Annotated in this window: 15 protein-coding genes and 2 rRNA genes; 10 read left to right on the top strand and 7 right to left on the bottom strand. The window is 49.1% G+C overall.

What is annotated here, in order from left to right; all coding sequences use genetic code 11:
• The first annotated feature begins 134 nt into the window (after nucleotides 1-134).
• Nucleotides 135-377, top strand: coding sequence for a GIY-YIG nuclease family protein (locus WCV72_03695; protein MFA6458461.1), 243 nt, complete (start codon nucleotides 135-137; stop codon nucleotides 375-377).
• 2 nt (nucleotides 378-379) lie between these two features.
• Here the strand turns inward: WCV72_03695 and WCV72_03690 are convergent, their stop codons facing one another.
• Nucleotides 380-655, bottom strand: a complete 276-nt coding sequence (locus tag WCV72_03690; GenBank protein ID MFA6458460.1) for a DUF134 domain-containing protein — start codon at nucleotides 653-655, stop codon at nucleotides 380-382.
• Nucleotides 655-759 (bottom strand): DUF5320 domain-containing protein, encoded by a 105-nt coding sequence (locus tag WCV72_03685; protein MFA6458459.1) that lies wholly within the window; start codon nucleotides 757-759, stop codon nucleotides 655-657. Before WCV72_03685 ends, WCV72_03690 begins: the two co-directional genes overlap by 1 nt.
• 167 nt (nucleotides 760-926) lie before the next feature.
• On the opposite strand from WCV72_03685, the gene WCV72_03680 reads away from it, so the two are divergent.
• The 4 genes from WCV72_03680 to rrf all read left to right on the top strand — a co-directional run bounded on the left by WCV72_03680 (nucleotide 927) and on the right by rrf (nucleotide 7,086).
• Nucleotides 927-1,889 (top strand): calcium/sodium antiporter, encoded by a 963-nt coding sequence (locus tag WCV72_03680; GenBank protein MFA6458458.1) that lies wholly within the window; start codon nucleotides 927-929, stop codon nucleotides 1,887-1,889.
• A 30-nt stretch (nucleotides 1,890-1,919) separates the two neighbouring features.
• A complete protein-coding gene (locus WCV72_03675) occupies nucleotides 1,920-3,482 on the top strand; it encodes a hypothetical protein (GenBank protein ID MFA6458457.1) in 1,563 nt (520 codons plus the stop codon).
• A 337-nt stretch (nucleotides 3,483-3,819) separates the two neighbouring features.
• Nucleotides 3,820-6,828: ribosomal RNA gene (locus WCV72_03670) — 23S ribosomal RNA — on the top strand.
• Between the two features lie 142 nt (nucleotides 6,829-6,970).
• Nucleotides 6,971-7,086: ribosomal RNA gene (gene rrf / locus WCV72_03665) — 5S ribosomal RNA — on the top strand.
• Nucleotides 7,087-8,741: 1,655 nt separating this feature from the next.
• Here the strand turns inward: rrf and WCV72_03660 are convergent.
• Nucleotides 8,742-9,437, bottom strand: coding sequence for an anaerobic ribonucleoside-triphosphate reductase activating protein (locus WCV72_03660; GenBank protein ID MFA6458456.1), 696 nt, complete (start codon nucleotides 9,435-9,437; stop codon nucleotides 8,742-8,744).
• Between the two features lie 137 nt (nucleotides 9,438-9,574).
• Complete coding sequence (locus WCV72_03655; GenBank protein ID MFA6458455.1) at nucleotides 9,575-9,856, bottom strand: hypothetical protein; 282 nt, start codon at nucleotides 9,854-9,856, stop codon at nucleotides 9,575-9,577.
• Nucleotides 9,857-9,945: 89 nt separating this feature from the next.
• Here WCV72_03655 and WCV72_03650 point away from each other — a divergent pair, with 89 nt between their 5' ends.
• Nucleotides 9,946-11,124 (top strand): hypothetical protein, encoded by a 1,179-nt coding sequence (locus WCV72_03650; GenBank protein ID MFA6458454.1) that lies wholly within the window; start codon nucleotides 9,946-9,948, stop codon nucleotides 11,122-11,124.
• A 3-nt stretch (nucleotides 11,125-11,127) separates the two neighbouring features.
• On the opposite strand, the gene nrdD is transcribed toward WCV72_03650, so the two are convergent.
• Both nrdD and WCV72_03640 read right to left on the bottom strand, forming a co-directional pair.
• Nucleotides 11,128-11,307, bottom strand: a complete 180-nt coding sequence (gene nrdD / locus WCV72_03645) for an anaerobic ribonucleoside-triphosphate reductase (protein MFA6458453.1) — start codon at nucleotides 11,305-11,307, stop codon at nucleotides 11,128-11,130.
• A 9-nt stretch (nucleotides 11,308-11,316) separates the two neighbouring features.
• Nucleotides 11,317-13,446, bottom strand: coding sequence for a ribonucleoside triphosphate reductase (locus WCV72_03640; GenBank protein MFA6458452.1), 2,130 nt, complete (start codon nucleotides 13,444-13,446; stop codon nucleotides 11,317-11,319).
• A gap of 174 nt (nucleotides 13,447-13,620) precedes the next feature.
• On the opposite strand from WCV72_03640, the gene secA reads away from it, so the two are divergent.
• From secA to WCV72_03620, 4 genes are all read left to right on the top strand, one after another.
• Nucleotides 13,621-16,401, top strand: coding sequence for a preprotein translocase subunit SecA (secA, locus tag WCV72_03635; protein ID MFA6458451.1), 2,781 nt, complete (start codon nucleotides 13,621-13,623; stop codon nucleotides 16,399-16,401).
• Between the two features lie 164 nt (nucleotides 16,402-16,565).
• Nucleotides 16,566-17,483, top strand: coding sequence for a DNA cytosine methyltransferase (locus WCV72_03630; GenBank protein ID MFA6458450.1), 918 nt, complete (start codon nucleotides 16,566-16,568; stop codon nucleotides 17,481-17,483).
• A complete protein-coding gene (locus tag WCV72_03625; protein MFA6458449.1) occupies nucleotides 17,467-18,543 on the top strand; it encodes an HpaII family restriction endonuclease in 1,077 nt (358 codons plus the stop codon). The genes WCV72_03630 and WCV72_03625 overlap by 17 nt, the downstream gene beginning before the upstream one ends.
• 2 nt (nucleotides 18,544-18,545) lie before the next feature.
• Nucleotides 18,546-18,953: a very short patch repair endonuclease gene (locus tag WCV72_03620; GenBank protein MFA6458448.1), complete on the top strand. Its 408-nt coding sequence runs from the start codon at nucleotides 18,546-18,548 to the stop codon at nucleotides 18,951-18,953.
• Between the two features lie 56 nt (nucleotides 18,954-19,009).
• Here the strand turns inward: WCV72_03620 and cimA are convergent, their stop codons facing one another.
• Nucleotides 19,010-20,563, bottom strand: coding sequence for a citramalate synthase (gene cimA, locus WCV72_03615; protein MFA6458447.1), 1,554 nt, complete (start codon nucleotides 20,561-20,563; stop codon nucleotides 19,010-19,012).
• Between the last annotated feature and the right edge of the window lie 91 nt (nucleotides 20,564-20,654).

Here is a 20,654-nt window from a genome sequence, read left to right as displayed (position 1 = left end):
TGCGAAGGCTGTCCGCCGTAGCTTCAGCGAAGGCGGACTCGTTCCCGCGCAATTGCCTGCTGAAAATTCGTTCGCAAGCTTCGGCTGGCTTCGCCAGTTTTAGCAAAGTAAAATTTGAACTATAGGAATAGCAAATGTTTTATGTCTACATTTTGCGGAGTATTCCCTTTCCTGATCAAACCTATATCGGGTTTTCGGCAAATTTGAAAAGTCGGCTTGTCGACCACAATTCCGGCAAGTCGAAGCACACCGTCAAGTTTAAACCCTGGCAACTCAAAAATTATTTCGCATTCTTGGACGAAAAAAGCGCTCGCCAATTTGAACAATATTTAAAAACCGGATCTGGGCGAGCTTTTTGCCACCGACATTTTAAGTAGTCTCATTTTTCAATTCGAATCGCTTTCCCGGTACAAATCGCCGTCGCGATTTTTTGGTGTGCGCGCGCCAAAATACGCTGAAAGGTCGATTGCGAAATTTTCATTTTCGCCGCCGCCGCAGTTTGGTCGAGCTTTTCAATATTTTTCAGGCGAATCGCTTCGACTTCGTCGTGTCGTAAAGTAATCTCCGCAAGCTCGCGCAGCGGCACGCCTGCCGGCTTGAAATAAGAGACGGCAAAACGACCGCGCACGCGCCGCGGAATTTCGGGGCGCGGCATTATTTTTTGGTGAGTTTTTTCGCAGCAACTTTTTTCGGCGCGCACTGACCGCGACCGGTGCGTGGACCTTTCCCGGCGGGGCCGGTTCCGTCTCGATTGGGCATTGTGGTTGGGTTAAATTATTTCTTAGTTCGGGGGTTCTTAGTCTGGTGATAATTTTTTTCCTTATTGGAAGTCTGATTGATTTTTCCCTATTCCCTAAACCCTGTTATGAATTTATACCCAAAACTATTTCTTTGCAAATCTTTTTTTTCAGGGGAAAATGGCGCTCGTGTTTTTGAGTTATTTAATTTTCGCCTTCGGCTTCGTCCTCCTCGTGGCGGGTGCCGACTGGCTCATCAAAGGATCCAGCTCTCTGGCGAAAAAATTCGGTCTGTCGGAAATCGTCATCGGGCTCACCATCGTCGCTTTCGGCACGAGTGCACCCGAGCTGGTCGTGAATATCGTGAGCTCACTCCACGGTAGCGGCGAACTGGTCGTCGGCAACATCATCGGTTCGAACATCGCGAATATCGCGCTCGTGCTCGGACTGGCCGGGCTCATCGCTCCGCTTGCAATTGAAAAAAACCTCGTCCGAAAAGATATTCCGCTCGGCATCCTGGGTGTCGGGGCAATTTATTTTTTGGCGGTAAAAAATAGTGGTGCATTTGTCCTGGGGCGTTTCGCCGGTGTGATTTTGATTCTCGGCTTCGTAATTTTTTTATGGCTGATTTACCGGTCGGTGCAAAATAAAAAATCTGAATCCACCACCATTGCGGCAATCATCGAACAGGAAAAGCTGAGCCTGGGTCGCGCGCTGTTCTTCGCTGTGAGCGGGCTCGCCGCCCTCACAATCGGCGGACAGTCCGTCGTCAGCTCGGCAACTGAAATCGCCCGCACTCTTGGCGTGAGCGAAAAACTAATCGGACTAACCCTGGTCGCGGTCGGCACGAGCCTGCCCGAGCTCGTCACGAGCGTCGTCGCCGTGTGGAAGAAAAAAGTCGATCTCGCCATCGGCAATGTCATCGGCTCAAATGTGTTTAATGTTTTTTGGGTGCTCGGCGCGAGCGCCCTCATCAATCCGATTCATTTCGCGGCGAACGCCACGACCGACCTGCTCGTACTCACAGGGCTCAGTCTGATTCTGCTCACTGCAAGCTTCATTGGTAAAAAATACACACTCGAACGCTGGCAGGCGACAATCTTACTCACGAGCTATTGCGGCTACATCGGCTTCATAATTTGGCGCGGTTGAGTTAAAATTCTGACTCTAATTTTCTTAGAAATGGAAAATCGTTTGATTTTTTTCGCCAGCGCCGCCGAGTCACAATCGGAAAATTCTGAAGCGCCGAAGTCCGAGACTGGGGCTGAAGATTTGCAAAAGGCTGGCGCCGATCTCGCCCAACTGGAAAATTTGAAAGCGAAACCGGGAGGACACGAGAACATCACACAAGCGAGAGGTGTGATTGATCGACAAGGCACGAGTGATTTTGTGAAAGACCTGCTCAATAAAAAAATTACCGCGGTCGAAGCTGCTGCCAGTGCCCGCCAAAACAAAGCCACGCCCGAGACGACCGCCGCGCTCGACAAAGCCAACGCGGAACTGGCAAAAAGCGTGAAATTTCAAAAGGAGCGCATCGCTGGCAATGCCACTGCTGACTCGGAATTTGGTCGACTCGCGAGTCTCGGTAATGCGAACGAGCTTTTCAAAGATGTGAAAGTCTCGGTTCAGTCCGCCTCAAAGGGCTCGGCTGAATTGAAGTGGAAAGGCAATTCGCTTGAAGAATTTCGCAAGCTTGGTCTCGAGCAAAAAAAGGCTTTCTTGAAAGAGATGAATAAATCGCTGCTCGACAGCCCTGCTGCCACGACTGCGATTCTGGATAAATTTTCTAAAGATTCACGCCTCCCAAAAAAATGGCAAGAATACGCCAAAAATCCTGAAGGCTCCGGGCACACAAAAAAACACGCCGCTGAATGGCTGACGACCAACGCCGACAAAAAGATTTTGCAAGCCGAAACTGCGTTCAAGTTTTTGGAAGGCAAACAAAGTCTGCTAACGAAAGCCGGGGAGAAAATTCCAAGCCGCGATGAAATTTTTGGAAAATCGACGAGTGAATTTAATCAGTATATTGAGGGTATTAAAACGAAAATTGCGACCGTCGATGCCGAACAAGCCAAGCATTTTGAAAGCTTGAAAGTCTCAGAGGGCGCTCAAATCCAAAAAACCGAAACTCAAAACACTGCCGCCATCGAAAAAGCTGAAGCTGAGACAAAATCCCAAGCCGAGAAGCTCGCACCGCAGTTACAAAAATTTAAAATCGATCGAAAGCTTGGCGAAAAAGCCGCCGAGCGCGAACTCGAACTCGAAAAATCAGGCAAGAAAGAAGTTGCCACCGCAGACAATGTCTCAAACTTGCGGCAACGCGCGCAGGCTGGCGAGTCCGTCGGTGTCGGCGCGAAGCTGAAAGGTCTTTTGAGTTTTGGTAAAAAAGCCGCCGCTGATGATTACAATAAAGGTTCGGCTGAGGGCGCCAAAGACGGTGTGGTGAAAAATGGTGCAGCCGAAAAAGAGACGGACAAAAAAGACGAGAAACCGAAGGAGAGTATGGCGGCGCGCGCGCGGCGCGAAGTCGCCAGCGAAACACTCCGCGATCAAAAAAATGCCGAGGAGTTTTCCAAAACGCTTGGCTTGAAAAATGTTTCTCAAGAACAAGCGGCACAACTTGCCGCCCTCCTCGCGCTCGAAAAGACCGACGCCGAGAGCGTAAAAATGCAGCTTTCTCCCGAGATTAAAGCGATTTTGGCACGCCAGGCTGCCGATGATTATGAGCAGAAAAAAGCCGCTTGATTCCATCCAAAAAAAAGTTAGAATAAGAACCCAAAAAGATTTGACTTTCTAATTTCACTTCCCTAAAATCCCCCGGCTCTGAAAATTTCAAATTCGCCAGTCGCGACCCCTAGTTAATTTAATTCGAGTTTGAAGACTCGAGGGGGTGGCAAGAGTCCACCCTTTTTTATTCTCACGAACGAAAACTTTTTTATTCCCCGCCTCGGCGGGACGCGGCGCCCATTGACATCTCGGATCGAAATCGAGAAAAAACAATTTTTTAATTCAAGTAATGTCAACAATCTTCCTGATTTAGCAGGAATAAATTTTATCTAGATTGTTGATCGATAAAATTCGAATAAAGTTATTTAAAAGCGTTTGGAGAATGCCTTGACACATTGTTGCGATGAAGGGCGTGATTACCTGCGATAAGCCGTGACGAGTCGGTAGTAGACTGTGACTCACGGATTCCCGAATGGGGAAACCTAGCGAGGTCAACCCTCGTTATCGTATTGTGAATACATAGCAATACGAAGCATAGTTGGCGAATTGAACCATCTTAGTAGCCAATCAAAAGAAATCAAAAGAGATCCCCTCAGTAGCGGCGAGCGAACAGGGGCTAGCCCAAACCGGTTCTTCGGAGCCGGGGTTGTAGGACTCAACATCTAATTATTCCACCTAGCCAAAGTGTTTGGAAAATCACACCATAGAGCGTAATAGTCGCGTCGGTGAAGGGAGGAATAATTGGTAGAGTATCCTGAGTAGGCTCGGACACGTGAAATCCGGACTGAATCTGGGAGGACCACCTTCCAAGGCTAAACAGACAATGTGATCGATAGTGAACTAGTACCGTGAGGGAAAGGTTAAAAGTACCCCGGAAGGGGGATGAAATAGTATCTGAAACCAAACGCTTACAAGCAGTGGGAGCCCGCAAGGGTGACCGCGTGCCTTTTGTATAATGAGCCATCGAGTCCGTTGGCACAGGCAAGATTAAGGGAGATACACCCGGAATCGAAGCGAAAGCGAGTCCGAATAGGGCGACCAAGTCTGTGTTACTGAACCCGAAACCGAGTGAGCTAACCATGGGCAGGTTGAAGCGTGAGTAACATCACGTGGAGGACCGAACCACTACATGTTGCAAGATGTTTGGATGACCTGTGGTTAGAGGTGAAATACTTATCGAACTCGGAGATAGCTGGTTCTCCTCGAAATGCCTTTAGGGGCAGCGTCGGATTATTACTCGTGGGGGGTAGAGCTCTGTTTAGGTTAGGGTGGGCAACCATACCAACCCTTGACAAACTTCGAATACCCATCGAGCGTATACCGGCAGTGAGACTGCGACAGCTAAGTGCCGTAGTCGCAAGGGAAACAGCCCATGACCGCCGTCTAAGGTCCCAAAATAGTAGTTTAGTGGCAAAGGATGTGAGATTTCACATACAACCAGGAGGTTTGCTTAGAAGCAGCAATCCTTTAAAGAAAGCGTAACAGCTCACTGGTCGAGAGATCCTGCGCCGAAAATGTAACGGGGCTCAAACTACTTACCGAAGATGCGGGTGCGTGAATTTTTTATTCGCGTGCGATAGAGGAGCGTTCCGATCAGCGTCGAAGCCTGAGCGTGAGCTTTGGTGGAGCGTTCGGAAGTGAGAATGGTGGCATAAGTAACTAGAATAAAAGTGAGAATCTTTTACACCGAAAACCCAAGGTTTCCCCCGCCACGTTGTTCGACGGGGGGTTAGCCGGTCCTAAGACGAGGCCGAAAGGCGTAGCCGATGGACAGCAGGTTAATATTCCTGCGCTACAGTAAGACCGCCCGAGTGAAACCGGAGCGCGAATTTTTTTCAATTCAATTCCTTCGGGATGCGAGGCGAATCTCATTCAAGTGAAGGTGGAGCTAGCCGGGAGGTAACGCGGAGAGCTAGTCAGAGCTGGTCAATGATTCCAGTCCAAGCGGAATAGGAGGCAGATAGGCAAATCCGTCTGTCAATTCGAAGACGCAAGTGGGAGGTTCCCCTCGGGGGACTGACTCTGATCACGCGAGCCGCCAAGAAAACCCTCAATGGCGAGGTCTTATTGTATCCGTACCGCAAACCGACTAAGGTGGGTAGGATGAGAATTCTAAGGTGTTCGGGAAAACTAAGCTTAAGGAACTCGGCAAAAAAGCGTCCGTAACTTCGGAATAAGGACTCCCCGATCGTCGCTTGCGATGGTTGGGGCGCAGCTAATGATTCCAGTCGACTGTTTATCAAAAACACAGGTCTCCGCGAAGCCGCAAGGCAATGTATGGGGGCTGACGCCTGGCCAGTGCTAGAACATTACGGGGATGGGTGCAAGCTCTGAACCTAAGTGCTAGTGAACGCCGGCGGTAACTATAACCGTCCTAAGGTAGCGAAATTCCTTGTCGGGTAATTTCCGACCCGCACGAATGGTGTAACGACCTGGAAACTGTCTCAAGCTTAGACCCGGTGAAATTGCAATACCGGTACAAATGCCGGTTAACTACGGAAAGACGAAAAGACCCCATGGAGCTTTACTATAGTCTGGCGTTGGCGTCTGAATAATGATGTGTAGGATAGGTGGGAGACTTTGAAGGAATGCCGCTAGGTGTTCTGGAGTCACCCTTGAAATACCACCCTTCGTTATTTAGGCGTCTCGACCTGTCCCCTGACTTGGTTATTAATTTTAATAACTGAATCCGGGGACAGGGACCGCGTTTGATGGGTAGTTTGACTGGGGCGGTGGCCTCCTAAAGAGTAACGGAGGCGCGCAATGGTTCACTTGGTCCGGATGGAAATCGGACTGAATGTGTATTCGCAGAAGTGAGCTTGACTGTGAGGTCGACAGACCGAGCAGGTGCGAAAGCAGGTGAAAGTGATCTGGTATCTGCACGTGGGTGCGATATCACTCAACGGATAAAAGTTACCCTGGGGATAACAGGCTGATCGCTCCCAAGCGCCCATAGCGACGGAGCGGTTTGGCACCTCGATGTCGGCTCATCACATCCTGGGGCTGGAGAAGGTCCCAAGGGTTCGGCTGTTCGCCGATTAAAGTGGTACGTGAGCTGGGTTCAGAACGTCGTGAGACAGTTTGGCCTCTACCTTCCGTAGTCGTTCGATCATTGAAGAGAGTTGCTCCTAGTACGAGAGGACCGGAGTGAACGAACCTCTGGTGGATCTGTTGTCACGTCAGTGGCATTGCAGAGTAGCTACGTTCGGACAGGATAACCGCTGAAAGCATCTAAGTGGGAAGCCCCCTCTGAGATTAATGATCGCCATGAGACTCCAGCGAGACTAGCTGGTTGATAGGCTGCCGGTGTACGCGCAGTAATGCGTTTAGCCAAGCAGTACTAATAGTCCATTGAATTTTATTCGAATTTTATTTCTTGACTGCGTGTTCCCCTCGTTCCATCGAGGTAAGCACGCTTTCAAGAATATATCGGTCAACACTCTGGATAAAAGAAATTGTTCTCGCTACGAGTTAGCGAATCTCGAAAAAATGAAAGGCTCTTTAGTCTTGGTGGCTTGAGCGGTGGGGGTACACCCGTTCTCATTCCGAACACGGAAGTTAAGCTCACCTGCGCCGATGGTAGTGCATCCTCTGGGTGTGCGAGAGTAGGTCGTCGCCAAGACTAAGGAGCTTTTTGTCGTGTAGGAAAAAAGAAATTTGGTTCGACCTATTTTGCGCATCCGTAGGGAACAAAAAATTTTGCTCCTACTTCTTCCCCTTTTCGCGCTGGACGACTACTCTCGTCTTCCCCCTTTATGAAAGGGGGACCGAGGGGGGATTTTGTTGTGTAGGGAGCGCAGATCTGCGCCCCCTACCTCTGCGGTTGTATCGTGGTTTTCGTGGCGCTAAGAATGGTTTTGTAAGGAATGGTTTGAAACCGTTCTGCGCCTGTTTGGTTGTCGTAGTCGTAGGTAACGGACATGTCCGTTCCGTTTTGGGTGTTCGTTCCGAATTCTCACATCGTAGAAAACGCAAATTTGCGTTCCGCCCGCCGCTTCTCCACGCCTGTTGAAATTTTTTCACTAGTTTCATTCTGAGTAATTCGTCCGCCACATTCTTGTCGCCAGATTAAATGTTCCGACAACTGTCACTGGGCTCGACTTTTTCTACATCGTTCGTAAAGAACAGAAACATCTGTTCCCCGTCTGCGAGCTTCTTGTTTCAGAGCTAAAAAACCGCTCTGCTATTATCATGTGTTGAAAAATTTTTCGGGCGACACGAAAAAACGGTATGACTATTTTCAAAAAATTTTTCTTCCTTGACTTCCTGATTCAAAAAAATAAAAATTCAACCGTACTCAACAAAAACACCTTGACCGTCTCACCTGCCTGCTTCTGCAGCTCCCTCGTCCGCCACGGCGGATGAGCTTTTTGTCTTATCTTTTAACCCCCACAAAATGGCTAAAGCAAAAAAAGCAAAAAAGGTCGTGAAAAAAGGTAAAAAATAGTTCTAACAAAAAATAAAATAGCCCCGCCGCAAAGTGGCCCCTTCGGGGCGCGAGTGGGGCTTTTTTATTTCACGCGTGTGAAAAATAAAATTTGCGCATCGCGTTTGAAAAACTTTTTTAAAAAAATCGCGCGCTGCAAAAAAATTTTGTCGAAAATAATTCGCGCATTTATTTTTTAGAAAATCTTTTTTTCCATTGACTTTCTAATTTAAAAAAATAAAATCTACTTGCACTCATGAAAAATATCTTGCTCTCCAAAATTAAAATCTCCACCGAGCTCCTCCCGCGTTAAAGCGTGTGAGGATTTTTGTTTTATCTTTTAACCCCCCAACAATGCCAATCAAAAAGAAGGCAGCCACTAAAAAGAAAGTGGCGAAAAAGGTCGTGAAAAAGGCAGCGAAAAAGGTCGTGAAAAAGGCTGTCAAAAAAGCGGCGCCAAAAAAGAAAAAATAGTTTTTGCCAAAACCAAAAACTAAAAAGACCTTCTGCTTCGGCAGCGGGTCTTTTTAATTCCACCCACCGCTGTCATTGCGAGAAACGAAGCGACGAAGTCCCGAGGGGACCACTTTGTGGCAATCCCGTCACCACGAGACTGCTTCGTCCTGCTAAGCGGGACTCGCAGTGACAGTAGGTTTTGTCATTACGAGAAACGCAGGCGGGAACCCAAAAAACACTAACTGCAGGAATCCAGAAAAAATTTCGCAAGCCAAAAACTAATGACTCAGTGACTTAAGGACTCAACAGCCCACTGACCCAATCACCCCGAACCCAATGACCAATAACTAAACAACTCAGAGACTCAGAGACTTAGCGACTCATCAACTTAAGAACTATCCCCGCACTCCACAGCTTCCTACGACTTCACGCGCTTGCTCGCACATTTTTTTCAGTTCGACCGAAGTGAAGCCGTGCATTTTTTCGAAAGCGGGATCGAGACAGCCGCCACGAGTTTGAAAATTTTGGAGAAAAAATTTCGGTGCGCCGCGCACGAATTCGAGAATCTTGGTGAACTCCGCCGCATCGTGAATCTCACGAATCAAGGTCGTGCGCAATTCGAATTCGACCCCGGACTGTTCGATTAGATTTTTGCTCGCGCGTACTTGCGGAAAAATATCGACACCGACGAGCCGCGCATAATTTTCGGGCGAGGCTTTGACATCGAGCGCGACATAATCCAGCAGCCGCGCATGGAAAATTTTTTCCAAAATTTCCGGCTGCGAACCATTCGTGTCGAGCTTCGTCGCGAAACCGCGTTGGCGAATTTTTTTGAGAAACTCCGGCAAATCTTTTTGCAGTGTCGGCTCCCCGCCCGTGAGACAAATTCCGTCGAGCAAACCTTTACGCCGATCAAGAAATTCAAAAAAGTCTTTTTCGCTGACCATGGTTTGTGGAAATTTTTCCGGCAAGACGAGCTCAGGGTTGTGACAAAAACCACAACGAAAATTACAGCCGGGCGTGAAGACAGTCGCAGCCGTACGACCCGGAAAATCTAAAAGCGTAAGTTTTTGGAGGGCGGCAATTTGCATTCCATTAGTTTAATAAATTTTTCCCTTAATTGTTCTAGGCCTCTTTGTCATTCCCGCCACGAAGTGGCCCCCTCGGGGCGCAGGCGGGGATCCGGAATTAAACGCGTTGGCTCGCGAGAAAATGCTTGCTGTTCTAATTAAGCTTGGCTCGCGAGAAAATCTTGAATCTCGGAAACTTCGCTCCCGCGAAAAATTTCTTGGTCGGCGGCATCGAAAATTAGAAATGTCGGCGCATTTTGCACGCCGAACTTTTGAACTTTTTCTCCGAAATCCGGCGCGGTGTTGTCGAGTGTCTCACCCGCGAATTTAATTTCTGCCGCGACGAAGCTTTTGACCGCAGGACACTTCGGGCAAGTCGTCGTCGTGAAGAGCAAATAGCGCATTGGTAATTTTTTACTAAAACGCAGTAATTTAAGCATTTTTTACGCCTGGTCGCAATTTGCCAAGACCAAACCCCGGTTGACAAGAAAAAATTTATCGTTAGAATAGCGGACTAATAAAATTAGTTATGAACTCTCCGGACACACCAAATCGTTTTGACCGTCACCTCGGTCTCACCGAGAAAGAGATTCTTGACAACATCCGAATGAAAGGAGTCACGAGAATTCTCCAAACCACGCCTGAGGAGACTGAAGATCCTGATCTTGAAACAACCAGCGAACCAGTCGAAAAAATCACTCATGTCTTGATTGGAGAGCGTAAACAAGCTGTTTATCGAGCAGACATCGACGACGCTCTCGGTTTCACGGACGAAATTGCCGACGCTGTGGTCGCCGAGCTTGAGTCCGAAGGAATCCTTTCTGGCGGAACCGAAGACAAGTGCCCGACCGTCGAAGAAACTGTTTGTCTCAGCACTGCAGAGCTTGCTGCCGACGAGAGTGAGGTCGCCCGACAAGCTGAACTGGCGCAAAAATTAAAACGCGTGCGTGAACTACAAATCGCCGATACGCTTGGCAAGGTGGATGCTGTGACGACCCACACTGACTGGGAAGATTATCTGCGCAGTCTCGCCCGCGAGCAAGCCCGGGGTGGCGACATTGAAGCTGGTGCTAATTTCGTGCTGGACATGCGCAAGCGTGACGAAGCGATCGAGAAGTGGGAAAAAACTACTCCCGAGGGTCCTGATCTCAAGCCGCACGAAATTCCCGAATCTGATCGGATTAATCTGCAAATCGACCAACTCAAAAAATTACTGGCGCAAGTGATTTTCCACGCCCACGATGTCGGTGACTTTATTCATGCTGGCGCAAATTTCGAGACTGGTCCGCGCGTCGAGATTGTCAAAAAAAATGGACACGCTGTGGTTGCCCTGCGCCACGAAGATGATAAAGCACCGCAAAGAATCGTAATTCCAAAACCTCAAACCGAGCTGTCGCCCAAAGAAATCCGCCGCCAAATCGGTCAACTCCAAAAAAAACTTAAGCTGGTTTTAAAGGTTGAGGATCTTTGCGAAAAACTAAGAAACTTAAAGGTTGGCGATATGATTGTTTCCAAAAGCGGAACTCGTCGAAAAATTACGAGGGTTGACGAAGACAGCGTGACCTTTATCCGCAACGGCGACAAAAAGGAATCTACGATGCGTATCGCGGAAATTATTGAGCGACACCTGTACGCTTTTGAAGCTGTCATTTCTGCGAAAAAGCCGCCCGAGAATGACCGAGACCTTTTCAAAACGCAGCAGCTCTAAATTTTATTTCTCCGCGAAGTGGCAGCGCGAATAGTGTTCCGCTTTTTTGCCAATGTTGAAATTTTGAACCGGACGATGGTAGCCCATCACGCGCGTCCAAACTTCGCAGCGCGTGCGCTGCGACTGAATCGCTTCGGCTTCGTCGGTCGCGACTGCGGTCGCAGCGCTGTTTTGGTTTTGCATTGGAAAAAATTAAAGTTCTTTTTGGACGGCGGCTTTCTTCGCCCGCTCGGAAATGTAAGGCGCGCGCAATTTCTCGTCGCGAGCCATGCCATCATAACCGATTTCTTCATCGCAGACCGGACAGAAATCATACTCGCCCGCGAGGTAACCGTGCTTCGGACAAATGGAAAAGGTCGGCGTGATGGTGATGTAAGGCAGGCGGAAATTCGTGAGCACTTTGCGCACGAGATTTTTACACGCCGCCGAATCCGAAAGGCGTTCGCCCATGTAGAGGTGCAGGACGGTTCCGCCCGTGTACATTTTTTGTAAATCGTCCTGGTGCTCGAGCGCGGCGAAAGCGTCGTCTGTGTATTCGACCGGCAGCTGTGAGGAATTCGTGTAATACGGCGCATCCTCTGTCCCCGCCTGAATGATGCCAGGAAAGCGTTTGCGATCTTCTTTGGCGAAACGGTAAGTCGTGCCTTCGGCTGGCGTCGCTTCGAGATTGTAAAGGTTGCCAGTTTCGTTTTGGAATTCGGTCAGCTTCGCGCGCATCATCGCGAGAATTTCGAGCGCGAGCGTTTTGCCCTCGGCGGACGCGATGTCGTATTTGCCGTCGGAGAAATTAAGCACGCATTCGTTCACGCCATTGATGCCGATTGTGCTGAAGTGATTTTTCAGATTGCCGAGGTAACGCTTGGTGAATGGGAAAAGTCCGCGATCAATCCATTTTTGAATTTCCTTGCGCTTGATCTCGAGCGAAATTTTGGCGAGCTCCATCAGATGCGCGACACGATCGAGCAGTTTTTGTTTGTCGCCTTTGGTGGTGAAGCCGATGCGCGCGGAATTGATCGTGACGACGCCGATCGAGCCCGTCATCTCAGCCGAGCCGAAGAGTCCGTTGCCGCGCTTGCGCAATTCATTCAAGTCCAACTGCAGACGGCAGCACATCGAGCGCACATCGCCCGGATTGAGGTCAGAATTGATGAAGTTCTGGAAATACGGCATGCCGTACTTCGCCGTCATTTCGAAAAGCAAATCTGTATTCGGACCTTCCCAGTCGAAGTCAGGCGTGATGTTGTAGGTCGGAATCGGGAAAGTGAAAACGCGACCGCGCGCGTCACCCGCCGTCATGACTTCGATGAACGCGCGATTGATGACATCCATTTCTTTTTGCAGTTCGCCAAATTTGAGATCGAAAGGTTTGCCGCCGAGCAGCAGGCGCTTCTCGCGCAAGTCACTCGGACAAGTCCAATCCAGTGTGATATTGGTGAATGGTGTTTGCGTGCCCCAGCGCGACGGAACATTTAGATTGAAAACGAAGGACTGGATGTTTTGGTAAACATGTTCGTAGGTTTTGCGGTCGATGTAATTTTGCTTCGCCTCGGGCGTCTCGAATTGCGCCCCGGTTTTTTCCAGAGATTCTTCGATTTCACGCGCGTATTTTTTGACGAAAGGTGCGAGGTAGGTGTCGAAGGAGCTGAAGGCCTGCGCGCCCGCCCATTCATTCTGCAGCGAACCGAGGAAGTTCACCATCTGCGAAACAGCGGAGGACAAATGTTTCGGCGGATAAGATTCGGTTTTGCCGAGCAAGCCATTGAAGCCTTCTTCGAGTAGTGCTCGGAGCGACCAACCCGCGCAGTAGCCACTGAACATGTCGAGGTCGTGGATGTGGTAGTCGCCATTGCGGTGCGCGTCGCCGACATTCTTCGGGTAAATGTGTGAAAGCCAGTAATTCGCCGTCACCTTGCCGGCTGTATTCAGAATCATGCCGCCGAGCGAATAGCCCTGATTCGAGTTCGCATTCACGCGCCAGTCCAGCTGCTGCAGATACTCGTCCATCGTGCGCTCGACTTCGACCACGACATCGCGGTCGGCACGCCGCTCGGCGCGTTTCTCGCGGTAAAGAATGTAAGCCTTGGCGGTCGTCGGATGTCCGGCGCGGATAAGAATTTTTTCAACTAAATCTTGAACTTCTTCGACTGTCGGCACGACATCGGTTTTCTCGAGTTCCGCAACCACCTGCTCGGTCAATTTCCGCGTCTCGGCCTGGTCGCTGCCGCCGACGGATTTCGCCGCCGCGAAAATCGCGCGTTCGATTTTCGAAAAGTCGAAGTCGACAATCGCGCCGTTACGCTTTTGAACTTTATGGGCAGCCATTTTGGGTGGGAAATTAAGACTAATACCATATCTTGTGCCCCGAACGAAGACAAACCACATTATATCGCACTCGGCTGAGTGATTCAATGAATTTGAACTTGCGGGAGATTGATTTTAATTTCTAGGTGCAATTATTTCAATTTTGACACTTTCAAACTAAACTCTCGGGGCTTTATGCTAAGAAAAATCCTCTCCACTCTCGTCGGCGATGCGAATGCGCGTGAGATCAAAAAACTCGGCGTAACCGTCGACCAGATCAATGCACTGGAAAAAGAGCTGCAGAATTTGAGCAATGCGGAGCTGCAGGCGAAGACGGGCGAATTTCGCGAACGCCTCGCGGGTGGCGCGACCTTAGACGAGCTTTTGCCCGAGGCTTTCGCCGTCGTGAAAAATGCCTGCCGCAGATTGGTCGGCACCTCCTGGGATGTCCGCGGCAATCCGGTCAAGTGGGAAATGATTCCCTACGATGTCCAGCTCGTCGGCGGAATTATTTTGCACCATGGCAAAATTGCGGAAATGAAAACGGGTGAAGGCAAGACGCTCGTCTGCACTTTGCCGCTGTATCTGAATGCGCTCTCTGGCAAAGGCTGCCACCTCGTGACCGTGAATAACTATTTGGCAAGAAGAGATGCAGAGTGGATGGGCGGGCTGTTTAAATTTTTAGGATTATCCGTTGGCATAATCGACCACGGTATTTCGGCAGAAGATCGCCGCGCCGCCTACGCCGCCGACATCACTTACGGCACGAATACGGAATTCGGCTTCGACTACCTGCGCGACAACATGGCACACGATGCGCGCGAGCTGGTGCAGCGCGATTTGAATTACGCGATCGTCGATGAGGTTGACTCGATTTTGATTGACGAGGCGCGCACGCCGTTAATTATTTCCGCACCCGCGGAGGAATCGACGAGCAAATACCTGCGCTATTCTCAGCTCGTCACGAATTTGGTGAAAGGCGAAGACTACGAATTGGACGAGAAAGCGAAAGCAGCGACACTGACCGAGGCGGGCATCGCGAAGATGGAGCAGTTGCTCGGACTGGAAAACATTTACACCGAAGCCGGATTCAGCGAAGTGCACCACATCGAAGCCGCGCTCAAGGCGCGCGCGGTCTACACGCTCGACAAAGATTATGTCGTGAAAGACGGCGAGATTCTGATCGTCGATGAATTCACGGGACGCCTGATGCCGGGTCGCCGCTACTCCGACGGTCTGCACCAAGCGCTCGAAGCGAAAGAAAAAGTCGAAGTGCGCCGCGAGTCAAAGACACTCGCGACCATCACACTGCAAAATTACTTCCGACTCTACGCGAAACTCGCGGGTATGACCGGCACCGCGCTCACCGAGGCGGAAGAATTTGCGACGATTTACAACCTCGAATGCCTCGTCATTCCGACCAACCGCAGTGTCACGCGCCGCGACCTCGCCGACTCGGTTTACAAATCTGAACACGGCAAATTCCTCGCCGCTGTCGCGAAGATCAAAGAGCTGAATGCAATCGGTCAACCCGTGCTCGTCGGTACGATTACGATTGAGAAATCCGAACGGCTCTCACAAATGCTCCTGCGTAGCGGTGTCCCGCACAAAGTTCTAAATGCGAAGCAGCACGAAAAAGAAGCGGAAATCGTTTCGCACGCGGGCGAGAAAGGCGCCGTCACGATCGCGACCAATATGGCTGGTCGTGGCACCGACATCAAGCTCGGCGCGGGCGTAGCGGAGCTCGGCGGACTTTTCATCCTCGGCACGGAGCGCCACGAGTCGCGCCGCATTGATAATCAATTACGCGGTCGCGCGGGACGCCAGGGCGATCCGGGTGCGAGCCAATTTTTCGTCTCAATGGAGGACGCACTGATGCGACTCTTCGGCGGCGAAAAAATGCAGCGCATGATGGAATTCATGAAAGTGCCGGAAGACATGCCGATCGAAAACAAAATGATTTCGCACTCGATCGAATCCGCGCAGAAGAAAGTCGAGGCGCACCACTTCGACATTCGCAAACACTTGGTCGAATACGACGATGTGATGAATCGCCAACGCGAAATCATCTACGGCCGCCGGAAGAAAATTCTCACGCACGAAAATATCGCCGACGAGATTCAGAAAATTTTGGAAGAAGACGCGCGCGCCATCGTCACCGCCTTTTCCGCGAATCGAAAACGCGACGAGTGGGATCTCAGTGAAATTGCGAAACAGCTCACGGAGATTGAAAATTCCGGCAGCGCGCTCACCGCCGACCAGCTGGGCGAATTCTTGACTCCGGAAGACCTGGCGAATTTCGCCGTCGAATTTTTGAAAAATGCTTACCAAGTGCGCGAAGCAAAACTGACGCAGCCCGAAGCCCTGCGTTTCGCCGAGCGCCAAATCTACCTCGCGACGATCGACCGCCTCTGGATGGAGCATCTCGAAAACATGCGCCACCTCCGCGAAAAAGTTTCGCTGCGCGGCTTCGGTCAGCGCGATCCGCTGGTCGAATACAAGAACGAAGCTTTCCTGTCTTTCGAAGAATTGCTCGGCAATGTCCGCGGCAACACACTCCGCGCGCTCTTCCGGCTGAAAGTCGAAGCAACTCCGACTCCACCACCGGCAGCGAATATTCCGATCAGTGTCGTGACGAATGAGTCCGCCGTCGAAGACATCCTGACGGGCGACCGCGAAGAATTCACACCCGAGGAAGAGAAGGCCATCGCCGCGACGGCAAAAGATTTTCTCAAGGTCAATCCTGAAATTCAAAATCTTGGCAAAGATGGCATCGTCAAAATCCAAGTAGGGAGCGCAGATCTGCGCTCCTCGGACTCTGACAAATCCGCAACCCCCACCGTGATTCGCGTCTCGGGAAATGAAAATGCTGGCGGACAAAAAGAAATTGGTAGAAATGATGCTTGTCCGTGCGGAGCGACAAAGCTGGACGGCACACCGAAAAAGTACAAAAATTGTTGTGGAAAAAATGTTTAGCGCTTCTTTTTCTTTTCTGGGAGAGAAAAATTGAACCGATAATTCAAACGCGATACAATGCGGCTGGCATAAGTGTTACGTTTTGCTAGTAAATAAAACTAAGCATTGGAAAAAAAGTGACACAAGGCCTGAAGGTCGACACTAATGACTTAATTGAATAGCCTATGGGAGCAAAAACTCAAAATAAAAAACGGAGCATCACCTTCGTTGACCTGTTCGCGGGAATCGGCGGTTTTCATTTGGCATTTCATAATGCGGGGGCGAAATGCGTTTTTGTAAGCGAGTGGGACAAGCATGCACGCCAAACATACGAACATAATTTCAGAAAAATTCAGCCTGAACTTTTTGAGGTCGGCCTGTTCGCAAAAGGTAAAAATCTTTTTGCGGGTGATATCACCAAAGTAAACGAAAAGGACGTGCCAGACTTCGACATCTTGGCTGGAGGCTTTCCTTGTCAACCGTTCTCACAAGCGGGCTTCGGAAAAGGTTTTGCCGACGCTCGCGGAACACTGTTCCACGACATCGTGAGAATCATTAAAGAGAAAAAGCCCGCCGCTTTCTTTTTGGAAAATGTCCGCCACTTGTTGAACCATGATAACGGAAAAACTTTTGACGTTATAAAAAAAACAATAACTGAAGATCTCGGCTATTCGTTTCATTACAAAATCGTAAAGGCCTCCGACTTTGGGCTTCCTCAACATCGCCCACGCTTGTTCATGGTTGGCTTTAGGGATCCTAATGTGAAATTTGAATTTCCCAAGCCAATAAGGCTCGAAAAAACGATGTCTGATATTTGGTGTGCACCGTGCGAAAAAAAAATCGGCTTCACTCTTCGTGTCGGTGGTCGCGGATCAAAAATCGATGATCGCCATAATTGGGACTCATACCGAGTAAAAGGTAAAGTGAAACGACTGTCACCGATTGAAGGAAAGAGGATGATGGGTTTCCCTGATGATTTCGAATTTCCTGTTTCCGACATGAAAGCGATGAAACAACTAGGCAATGCGGTCGCCGTCAACGCAATTCACGCTGTCGCCAAGCAAATTATACAATCACTCAATACTTATGATCACAGGAAATAAAGGAGAATGGAGCGAGTTTTATGCGTTCATAAAACTACTCGTCGACAAAAAAATTATCGGAGCCGATGAAGATCTCGAAAAAATCGAGTCTGTCTTTTTTCCGATTTTGAAAATAATCCGCGAAGAAACCGAAGGAAAATCAGAATATGAATTGCAAACCGACGATACGATAAAAATCGTACATTCGGACGGAAAAACGTCAGTCGTCAATAGTTCGGATTTGAAAACAAAAGTTGTTGAAATTTTTCAAAAAATCAAAGACTGCTCAAAAACCTTTGAGGTTCCGGTCGCGGAAGAATTGTTTGACCGTTTCGGCATACATTCAATCAACGCGGGCAACGCGAGGAAAGAAGATTTGATCTTAAGGGTTCACGATCACACAATCGGACGAGATCATGAAATCGGATTCAGCATCAAGTCAAAGCTGGGTTCGCCCGCAACATTGCTTAACGCTTCTGGAGCAACTAATTTTACATATAAAATTAACGGACTGCCAAAAAGCGCAATCAAAAAAATAAATGCGGTTGAAACAAAAGCAAAAATTCGAGACCGCCTTTTTGCAATTCGTAAAGCGGGCGGCTCATTTGAGTTTCATGGCATTGATTCAGGGGTGTTCGAGAAAAACTTACGAAAAATAGACACAATCATGCCAGAAATCATCTCGGAAGTTTTGTTGGCATACTACTCAGATAAAGGCTCAACCTTCCCTGAGCTGTTGCAACACATGGAGGACACGGGCGTGCACGTATTGAGTTTCAAACTTTCCACCGAAGATTACGCATACAAAATCAAGGCCTTGCTCAACAATGCGGCCCTTGGAATGGTTCCCGCAAGTGCGTGGGACGGTACTTTGCGTGCACACGGTGGCGTGATTGTCGTGCGCGAAGACGGTGAAATCGTTTGTTATCACCTTTACAATGCCGAAGCGTTCCGAAATTACCTGTTCAACAATACACGCATGGAGTCTCCGAGTGCTACACGACACAGATACGGCACTATTTACGAAGAAAGTGGTGAACTATTTATCAAGCTCAACCTACAAATACGATTTATCGGATAGCCGTGGTCGATATTTTTTCCAAAACGAAACGGAGCGACATCATGTCGAAGGTGCGGAACAAAGACAGCAAAATCGAAGTCACACTACGCAAAGCGTTGTGGGAAAAAGGCTTTCGGTACAGAAAAAATTCAACAAAGTATTTCGGGAAACCAGATATCGTTTTGCCGAAATATAAAACCGTGGTTTTTATGGATTCCTGTTTTTGGCACGGTTGCAAAAAACACAGCTCAGTGCCCTCAACAAGAACCGAATTTTGGAAAAAGAAAATCGCACGGAACAAAGAAAGAGACAAAGAGGTGAATCGGCATTACAAAAAAGAGAGCTGGCAGGTAATTCGCGTCTGGGAGCATGACCTTAAAAAATCACTTTCAACTCTCAATAAAATAATCGACAGAATCAAAAAAGAGTGAGGTGCTTTGTTGTCCAAATCAAAACCAATGCTAACTCTGTTGCTCAATAAGTTTTTCTATTCTTCCGCCCTCCAAATCGCATACTCCAACGAGTCAACGAGCGCCTGCCAGCTCGCCTCGATGATGTTTTCCGAGCAACCGACGGTGGACCAATTTTCTTTGCCATTCGACGACTCGACGAGGACGCGCGTCTTCGCTGCGGTCGCCGCATCGGAATCGAGGATGCGCACTTTGTAGTCTTTCAGTTCGACATTCTCGATCTGCGGGAAGAATTTCGCGACGGCACGGCGGGTCGCGAGATCGAGCGCATTCACCGGACCATTGCCGCTCGCCGCGTATTCACGAATTTCTTTGCCGACCTGGAGTCTCACGGTCGCATTCGCCTGTCCGTTTTTCAGATTCATGACGAAGTAGTCGAGCACTTCGAAAGGCGCGCGGTAATTTTTTTGTGCGCGCAGGATTAGCAGCGCGAAGCTCGCCTCCGCCGTCTCGAAGTAAAATCCGGCGCTCTCGAGTGATTTCACCTGCGCGAGGATGGCACGCGTCTGCGGCGAAGTTGACTCGAGCGCGAAACCGAGTCGGCGCGCGACGGCGACGACATTCGATTTACCCGAAAGTTCGGAAATCGTTATTTTGGAAGTATTCCCGACGAGCTGCGGATCGATGTGTTCGTAGCTGCACGCAACTTTTTGCACGGCGGACGCATGAATTCCACCTTTGTGTGTGAAAGCATTCAGCCCTGTGAAGGGTAAATTCTTCGGCGCGGGAAGATTCGCGGTCTCGAAAATGAAGCTGGTTAATTGGGTGAGTTTCGCGAGCTGCGCGGGTGAAATAATTTTGAAATTCTTTTTGATTTGCAGATCCGCGATCAGCACTCCGAGGTCGGCATTGCCGGCGCGCTCACCAAGTCCTCCAAATGTGCCCTGGACGACCGTGGCACCCTCGGCAACTGCCGCGAGTGAGTTAGCCACTGCAACCCCGGAATCGTTGTGTGCGTGGATGCCAAGCGGTGTTTTAATTTCTTTTTGCACCGCGCGAAAAATTTCACTGATTTCATCCGGCAGTGTGCCGCCGTTCGTGTCGCACAAGCTTAAGTTCGCTGCGCCACTTTTTACCGCGATTTTTAAGCAGTCGAGTGCGAATTTTGGATTGGTTTTAAACCCATCGAAGAAGTGTTCCGCATCGAAAATTACCTTGCGTTTTCGCGCGACTAAAAATTGAATCGTTGTTTGAATTAATTTTAAAGCTTCCGCGTCGCTAATTTTCAAAATTTGCTGTGTGTGGAGATCCCAAGTTTTGCCGAAAATCGTCACCCAGTTTGTTTTCGCTGCGAGCACTTTTTGGATGAGAAAATCTTGCGCTGGTTTTTTACCTTTCAAAATTGTCGCGGAAAAAGCGACCACTTCACTTTTCAACTTTCTTTTTCTAATTTCCTGAAAAAATTCTTCATCTTTTGGATTACTTCCCGGCCAGCCGCCTTCAATAAAATCCACTCCGAAGTCATTTAATTTTTCCGCAATTTTAATTTTGTCGTTGACTGAAAAATTAACTCCCTCCATTTGAGATCCATCGCGTAGTGTCGTGTCGTAGATATAAATAGGTTTATTCATTCTTTTAATTAGTAGATAAGAGTGGCTTGCGGTGTGTTTTAGAAAATTGGTTTAATAGTGTTTATTTGTGGATAAAGTTAGGAATTTGTGG

This window comes from Patescibacteria group bacterium, assembly GCA_041665585.1.
Lineage (GTDB): Bacteria > Patescibacteriota > Gracilibacteria > JAHISY01 > JAHISY01 > JAHISY01.
Note: the sequence above shows the minus strand (reverse complement) of the source record. Positions and strands in the feature narration are given on the sequence as shown.